The 8,023-nt window shown below is 34.1% G+C and carries 7 protein-coding genes and 1 pseudogene; all 8 read left to right on the top strand.

All coding sequences use genetic code 11. From position 1 onward, the window contains the following. Window positions 1–694 precede the first annotated feature (694 nt). A complete protein-coding gene (locus tag DW019_RS14510; protein ID WP_279217666.1) occupies window positions 695–2,044 on the top strand; it encodes an AMP-binding protein in 1,350 nt (449 codons plus the stop codon). Next, the gene (locus tag DW019_RS14505) at window positions 2,025–2,279 is read left to right on the top strand and encodes a phosphopantetheine-binding protein (RefSeq protein WP_182431163.1); all 255 of its coding nucleotides are present in this window, start codon (window positions 2,025–2,027) and stop codon (window positions 2,277–2,279) included. Before DW019_RS14510 ends, DW019_RS14505 begins: the two co-directional genes overlap by 20 nt. A 3-nt stretch (window positions 2,280–2,282) precedes the next feature. After that, complete coding sequence (locus DW019_RS14500; RefSeq protein WP_118444026.1) at window positions 2,283–3,476, top strand: hypothetical protein; 1,194 nt, start codon at window positions 2,283–2,285, stop codon at window positions 3,474–3,476. A 64-nt stretch (window positions 3,477–3,540) separates the two neighbouring features. After that, a complete protein-coding gene (locus DW019_RS14495) occupies window positions 3,541–4,662 on the top strand; it encodes a hypothetical protein (RefSeq protein WP_118444025.1) in 1,122 nt (373 codons plus the stop codon). A gap of 14 nt (window positions 4,663–4,676) precedes the next feature. After that, entirely contained in the window at window positions 4,677–5,834 is a 1,158-nt protein-coding gene (locus tag DW019_RS14490; RefSeq protein WP_118444024.1) for a hypothetical protein, read from the top strand. 19 nt (window positions 5,835–5,853) lie between these two features. Continuing rightward, a complete protein-coding gene (locus DW019_RS14485) occupies window positions 5,854–6,651 on the top strand; it encodes a hypothetical protein (protein WP_147353043.1) in 798 nt (265 codons plus the stop codon). Further along, window positions 6,648–7,604, top strand: a complete 957-nt coding sequence (locus tag DW019_RS14480) for a hypothetical protein (protein WP_118444022.1) — start codon at window positions 6,648–6,650, stop codon at window positions 7,602–7,604. Before DW019_RS14485 ends, DW019_RS14480 begins: the two co-directional genes overlap by 4 nt. 36 nt (window positions 7,605–7,640) lie before the next feature. Next, window positions 7,641–7,985 (top strand): annotated as a pseudogene (locus tag DW019_RS14475) (leucine-rich repeat protein); the annotation flags it as partial. Window positions 7,986–8,023: the final 38 nt, after the last annotated feature.

Raw genomic sequence — 8,023 nt, 5'->3', positions numbered from 1 at the left:
TGGCAGGAAAAATTTATATTTTTTCAATTGTCTACTTGACGGGAAGCAGTTCACTGAGACAGCCCCTCTTTTTGTACACATTTTTAGTGGATGTGCTTTCAGAGCCGTCCCTGACAATACCAAGTGATTCAAATTTGTAACCATCTGGTTTTACCACATCGCTGTCATCGATATGAATCACGGGGGCGGCAGGTACCCAATTTCACACCCGCTGAAGGTAAGAAGCAGCCGCAGTTTGTCAACGACATCGGTCAGCAGGCAGCTTCCAGAAGCCAGCATGCCGTAGGTAATGTCAGCAGTGAATTTCTTTTCCGGTTTTGAAAGGCACTTTGAAATTTTATTTGAAAAAGTTAAAATTTTTCATTTTATTTGGTAAGTATTTGATGTAAAATAAGTCATGAGGAATCCCCTTTCTTTTTGTTTAGTGAGATTTTTGTTTGGTAGCTTAATTTTACATCAAAATGAAAGAAGATTCCTTATATTTTTGGATATTTTAGAAACTTGTTCGCAACAACACATAGAAAATAATGTGGTTGTGGATAAAAATGGGGGGAAACTCAAAAAAACTCAAAAAACAAAATATTTGTTGACAAAGTAAGAAAAAAAAGATACAATCAAATCAAGTTTTTAAAAAGTGTAAAAGGAGGAGAAAGCGATTAAGGTTTGGGGAGATTCAAAAGACAGGGAAACCGCATTGCTGGACGATTCCATGCGGCGGGTTACATATGGGGAACTAAAGCAAAGAATAATCGACGTGGGTAGACATTTGAGCGTTAGACAGCTAGTCGTAATAGAGATGGGAAACAACATAGAATCTGTTGTTTTTTATCTTGGGTGTTTGTTTAAAGGAACTGTAGCTATTCTTGTACATGAGAATCTTTCAGAGTTTGAATTATCCGAGTATATTGAAAAATTTCAACCAGAATATTTGTTTTTGTCAATCAAAGCAAACCAATTGTTTTTGAAGAGAATTGGCTATCAAGTAGTAGAGATTGGTAACGAACGAGTCTTATTTGAAAAAAGAGTGAAGGTGTCAAAAGAGATTCATCCGGATTTGGCAATTCTTTTACCGACTTCGGGTACTTCGCGTATTTCCAAATTAGTTCGTATCAGTAGAAGAAATCTGCTTGATAACACAAAAAATATCTGTCGTTCATTAGCGATTGAGAGTGCGGATGTTGCGATAACGTCGTTGCCACTTTCCTATACCTATGGTCTTTCCGTGTTGAATACGCATTTGTTGAAACATGGGATGGTTTTACTTACGGGGAAAAGTGTAGTTCAAAAAAGTTTTTTTGAATTTGCAAATGCAAATGGTGTCACGAGTTTCGCCGGTGTGCCCTACACCTATGAATTATTAGAGAAATGTGGACATTTTAGAAAAAGTAATTCCATAAAAAAATATACGCAGGCAGGTGGAAGACTTTCGCGGAATTTGTGTGATAAATTTGCAAAGTATTGTAATGAAAATGACAAGTCGTTTTCAATTATGTATGGTCAGACTGAAGCAACGGCAAGGATGACTGTGCTGCCATGGACAGAGATGCAGCGAAAAAAGGGTAGTGTCGGCAAGGTGCTCTGTAATGGGAAATTATGGATTGAAGATGGCGAAGTATGTTATGCCGGAAGAAATGTAAGTATGGGATACTGTTATGGGATGGATGACTTGTCACGAGGTGACGATAATCAGGGAATTTTAAAAACAGGAGATTATGGTTATTTAGATGAAGAGGGATACCTTTATCTGACAGGACGCCGTGATGATTTTGTGAAGTTGTTTGGAAAAAGAATTAATCTGAATAGTATTGAGCGAATGGCAGATGAACGGTTTGGAATTGATATCATTGTCAGAGTTGAGGGGGATGGTATCATGATTCTTTATGAAGAAGAGTGTGAAGAAAAAATTCGGCCGATTAAAGACCGGATAAGGAAAGAGATACATATACCGGAAAAATGCATCAACTTTAAAAAAGTTGCCGCTTTCAAGAGAAACCGAAATGGAAAAAGATGCAAAGGGGAAAGTTATGGAAACAACACAGGATAAAGTAGTCAAAATGATTATGGAAGCGATGGATTCGGAAATTTCGGAAAATGAGATTCGAGAGGATACAAATTTATTTGAGGATTTGGAGATTGATTCGGTTACAATTTTAGATATTGTAAGTCGAGTTGAGGAAGAATGGGAAATAAGTCTTACCGATTACCCAGAGTTATTGGATGAAATGGAGACGGTAAGTACATTTGTGGCTTTTTTGGAAAAAATCAGTGGGGGTGAGTAGAAAATGAATCAAAAGAAGATGGCAGAATACGCCTATCAAAAGGTGCCATTTTATAATAATTTATGTGATAAACCGGTAACTACATGGGAAGATTATCCGATTATTGATAAAAAGATGGTTTTAGAAAATAAGGATTCTTTATTTTCACCGGAATATATGATGCAATATTTAAATGGTCAACTTGAGCGTGTTGTTACATCAGGTTCGACTGGGGAGTGTTTGGAAATATTTTGGGAAAAAGGGCAAAATATAAAATCATTAATACCTTTGTGGAAGAGACGGAAGGAATATTATGGTGTTTTGCCTAATGATAAAAGATGTTACTTTTTTTCTAACAAAATATATAATGGGAAAGATATGGACTTTGAAGAAACAGAAACAGGACTTGGCTTTAACAAATTAAATTTAACAGAAGAAAAAATCATAAAAATATATAATAGGATTGTTGAATTTAGTCCAACTTGGATGATTGTTCAGCCTTCTGTGATTTTGTTATTTATTAATATACTATCAAAGAAAAAAATAAAGCAACAACTATCTTTGAAATATATTGAATTAACAGGAGAAAGAGTTACGCTCCAAACTAAAAATACGGTTAAAAAATTTTTTGATTGTAAAGTGGCTAGTCAATATGGGTGCTATGAAATAAATTCAATTGCATATGAGTGTCCATGTGGAAATATGCATATTGTTTCAGAGAATGTATTTATTGAGAGTGTTGGGCAAAATGAGCTATGTGTGACATCATTACATAATAAGGTAATGCCTTTTGTTAGATACAAACTTGGTGATAGAGGTCAAATACTTACAGATAAAAAGTGTTTGTGTGGAAGCAGGGAACCTGTTGTTGAGTTGAATATGGCACGCGATAATGATTGGATATATAATTCGGATGGAACGAGATGTCATAGTGACTTATTCTATAATGTTGTTAGTAAAATAAATTTCAAGTTGGAACAAGTTGTTATGCAATATCAGATTGTCCAAATTGATTATAACGTATTTGAGGTATATTTGGTTGTTGAGAATGATTGCGAAAAAAAGTTCATTGAGGAATTGTTTGTTACTTATTATGAAAAATATCAAGCAAAAAGTACGTTCAAGTTCTTTTTCCTTGATTGTTTATATCCAAGCGAAAAAACTGGTAAGTTGGCTTGGTTTATTTCTAAAGTGAAAGGTCGTGGTAGTATGAGTTAAATAAAAAGTTATTCTACAGAATATGACGATTAGAAAAGAAAAATCAGAGAAAGAAGGAATAGGAATGTTGATTAAAAATGTTGTTAAAAAGGTATTAAGTGTTTTCACAGTAATAAGTATGATTGGATTTATGTGTGAGCAGAATATAGATTCATATGCAATTGAAAAGAATGCGAAAAATAAGTATCAAGATTTAATTATATCAAATGGAAGAAATCTTTGCGACAAATTTAAATCTGATAGTGCATTATGCAAAAAATTATTGTATGATAAAGAACATGATACAGGCATATTAGATGAAAAAAAAGAGCAGATGCTAAATGAGATGGGAATTATGGATCAACAGTTAGTTTCTATGGATAAAAAAACCATAGATAGTATTGAAAATCATGAAATTATTTCAGCTGTAAATGTGTATTATCAAGTCAATAGTGAGGGATTATTAGAAAAAATTTCAGCTGATGAGATTGATGAAATTGCATCTCAGACATATGAAAATGAAATAAAAAAAGTCAAATCAGATTCAATATTGAATAAATTATGGAATAGTAAAGCCAAGGCTGCAGATAGAGCATATAACAATTCTAGAAATGATGTAAACTCAGGAGTTTTGCAACAGGGGATTATTGTGTCAACTTCAAACCAAAGTGGTGTGCTACGAGTGTGGTATAAGGCTGAATGGTTGTCTTCACCTCATTGTCGAGGTATAGATATTTGTGGCGTAAGTACAAAATATGGAACTCCCCTTGTGGATACAGTAAGTGTAAGTCATTTTTATGATTATAGAGTTACTAATACTACACCAAGGGGCCATGAAGTACAGCATGACAGTAAAACAGTTGTTCCTAAATATTATTATAATACCAGAGGCGTGATTGCTACACCGAACTTATATAGTAGTTGGAGTAAAATAAAGAGTTCTAATTGGTATCCATATAAAATGTCGCTAAAAGAATATATAGTTATTGAGTATGATTTAGCAATCGATAAGAAAAACTATAAGAGTACAAATATGATTATCGCAGATTATTGGCATAAAAAGGACACTACAACCTATCAGATTAATCCGTCCTTCTCTTCAGATTGTACAATATCCTTGGGATTAACATCACAGCAGGAGAAAACTTATACACATGTTTCTCCTAATTTAGCTGCTAATTTTACATATTCGTCGGGAAATAAATAATGAGGTGAGGTTTAATGAAAAAGTTAGAAAATAAATGGACATATGCTGTATTATTACTACCCATGATTTTGTGTGTTTTTTATAGTAAGCTATGTGATGTTAACGCCATGATGAAAGAAAGCAGGTTGATTTTTGACCCATATGGTTCGGCGGGTATTACATGGGCATATTGGAATAGTATCAGTAAGATTACATGGATGCTTTTTCTTGCTTTAAGTTTAGTTTCTATTTTAACGGTAGTGGGGGCTTTTTGTAATTATAAAAGAGCAAAAAAAGCAGCCTATATCACAATTATTTTAAATACATGTGGTGTTTTGTGGCTGTTCATCTTGACACTTGCAGAGAAAAATACTGCTTTGATGCAGCAACTGGTAAAAATATTTGCCTTGCTTAGTGGTGTTAAATATTCGAAACAGGCTAACATTGTGTCAAATACGTATTTTGCTGACAGAGCAATGGTATTAGGGATATTGTTTGCGAGTTTAATCATTTGCTGCATTATAATTGCAAGAACAAAAATCAAGGAAAACAACAACTTAAACCTCTGTAAAATTGTAGGATTTGGTTTGATTGTCAGTTTTGTTCGCTCTTTACTGCAACAGTATTGGCAGTCTAATACAATGATTAAGGTTTTAGGAGTTGGAAATAAGGAAAATCAAGAACTTTTTTCGCAGATGTTTCAGCTAAAAGGTGAGTATTCATGGTATTTTGATTTTCCAATTTTGGAATTGATTATAATGGCAGTCTTGTTGTGTACATTTGATAGAAAATCAAAAACCAAAAATATCATAACAGGTGGTGCGGTGGCACTATTGATTCAGTCGAGTGTTATCTTGGGAACGATGTTGCATAGAATAAATAATTTACAACAAGTGTATCAAAAGGAACAGGAATTATTCTATTCAAAAACATTAAAAGCAGATGCTGTGTCACAGTGTATTGGTTTATTTGTGTTTGATTTTATTTCAATTTTTATGTTATTGCTTTTCTTGAAAAAAGAAACAACATTTTTGAAGATAGGTATTGCTCAAATTTGTGTATTGCTGATAAGTGTTTTGTGCATGAAATTGATTGGCACGATACAAAATTACGGAATTGTAGTGGGTATTGTTAGTGCAGTAGTATTTATTTGCTTGTATGTTATGAATACAAAACTAAAAAAAGGAAGTTGATTTGAAGGGAGAAAACAAAATGATAGAATTAGAGAAAACATATATATCTTCATCCATGGAGTCGCAGATTGCTGAAATGATGGGGCGAAATGAGAACTGTGACGTTTGTCTTTTCTATCATTTGTTTTCTTCTCTTGTTTTTGACAAAAAGAAGAAAGAACTGCGTTTTCCGACTCTTCGTGAGTTTTGGAAAAGCGGGGTGGCAGTAAAAAGATACTTGGAATATCCGTGCAAATCGCTCACAGCGATAAAGCCCGTTTGGAATTTATTATCACAGTATCTGAGGAAAGGCTCTTACATAGTAAATTTTGTGGATGAAAAGAAAGTATGCGAAGATATTGTTTTAATTCTTTCGATTGATGAAAAAAAGCGGCTCATAACGATTCGTTATAAACAATTGACAGGAGATGTAATAGAGAAGACCTTGTTGTTTGAGGAGTATGCAGGCGATTTTTTGTCGGAAAATGTTCGGAAACATTTGCTGCGCTTTGACATTTTTGATGTTGTAAAACAAGAGGGGCGGATTGACAGAAAAGAGCTACGGAAACATATGGGAAATGCCAAATTGAGTTTTTGGTATAGAAAAAAATGTATGAAAAAAGGGACGGACATGGACAAAGTTTTGAGTGAATGGTTTATTATTTTTCAAAAAGCGATTTCGTGCCTTTTAGAAAAAGGAGTTATCAATCAATCACCGCTTAATCCATCCGATGATACGTTGTTTTCCTCTGCGAATAAGAATTTAAAAATGAAGTTAAAACGATATGATGTGATATTAAGTAATGTACCGACTTATATAACAGGAGAGGGAGAATGAAAAAAATATTAAAAAATTTACAGCCTTCGATTAAGGCTTACTTAGGAGAGGCCTTTTGCTTTAGTATCATTGATGAGCAGGCGTTCGCCAATGGATGGGTCTATGATAAATACATGCATTTGGAATATACTTCGTTTGATGGACAGATAAAATATGCTGATTATGATTATTATGATTTTGTCCCTGATCAAGGAGTATTTGCTAAATCTTATATGGAATACCCGTATGATTTTTGCAGCGAAACCATTCTTTGTGATTATATCTGCGGGATGATTGATGAGGGCGAGTATTGTTTTGCTTTGTGGAATGAAACCATCATTACAAATTATCTATACAAAAAGCAAAATCCGGGAATTTACGAGCATGGGTGTTTTGTTTACGGTTATGATAGAGATAAGAAAGTATTTTATACCCAAGGATATTTTGATAATGAAAACTGGGAACATGCGCAGATACCATTTGACATCTTTTATGAAGCTCTTTCGTATTGTCCGGAAAAAGGAGAAATTGCGTTGATTGGGTATCGAGAAATACCGGATTATAAATGGGAAAGCAATATTTCAAAAATAATTCGGGAGTTAAATGTTTATGCGAGAAACTCAAGAAGGGACTGTGAAGATACGCGATATGATTTGAATGCGGAGTTGTCTTTCTTTTCAAATTTAAGAGTTGGTGCACCGGTTCATATGCCGTCCTTATACTGTATTTATGAACATAAGAAGCTTTTTGAAAAAAGGTTAGATTTTATGAAAAAGGAAGGTGCGCCGATAAAAGAGTCTGATTTGAATTTGGCGAAGGAACTGGTAAGGGCTAGTCGCAAGGTGAAACTGTTAGGAATAAACTACAATTCCAATCCTTGCGAAGCTTCTTTTGCGGCTATGCTGGGTGCGGCAAAGAATTTGATTGAATTGGAGCGAGGGTTTTGTTCAACAACGGGGAGTTTAGGTTTATGAGGATAAAAGAAATTATGAGAAGGAGTTGGTCAAAATACATTTGCACACATGAAAAATCTTAAGCGTGTAAGTTTGCCACAGTCTGTAACAACATTGGGGCATAATGTGTTTTACAAAGACAATCAGTTACAAGTATTTGGGGCAGAGAATGGATTCGTTTATTTGAAAAAAACAGGCGAATTACTGTATTACGCAAATAAATCAAAAGACCCGGTATTACCAAAAAGTATTAAGAAGATTACGAAAAAGACATACTGGTGTACTTCCTATATTAACAAATTTACGTTATCTAAAAATGTGAAGTATGTAAATGGAAATTATCTGCCGGTGAGGGAAGGGTACCTGAGGAAATTTTATATACCGGGGAAAAATAAAGATTGAAACCTATCTTCTAACTGGTGTATTATAAAAAGGCAGGA

This window comes from Clostridium sp. AF37-5 (assembly GCF_003477605.1).
Classification (GTDB): Bacteria; Bacillota; Clostridia; order Lachnospirales; family Lachnospiraceae; genus Eubacterium_F.
Note: the sequence above shows the minus strand (reverse complement) of the source record. Positions and strands in the feature narration are given on the sequence as shown.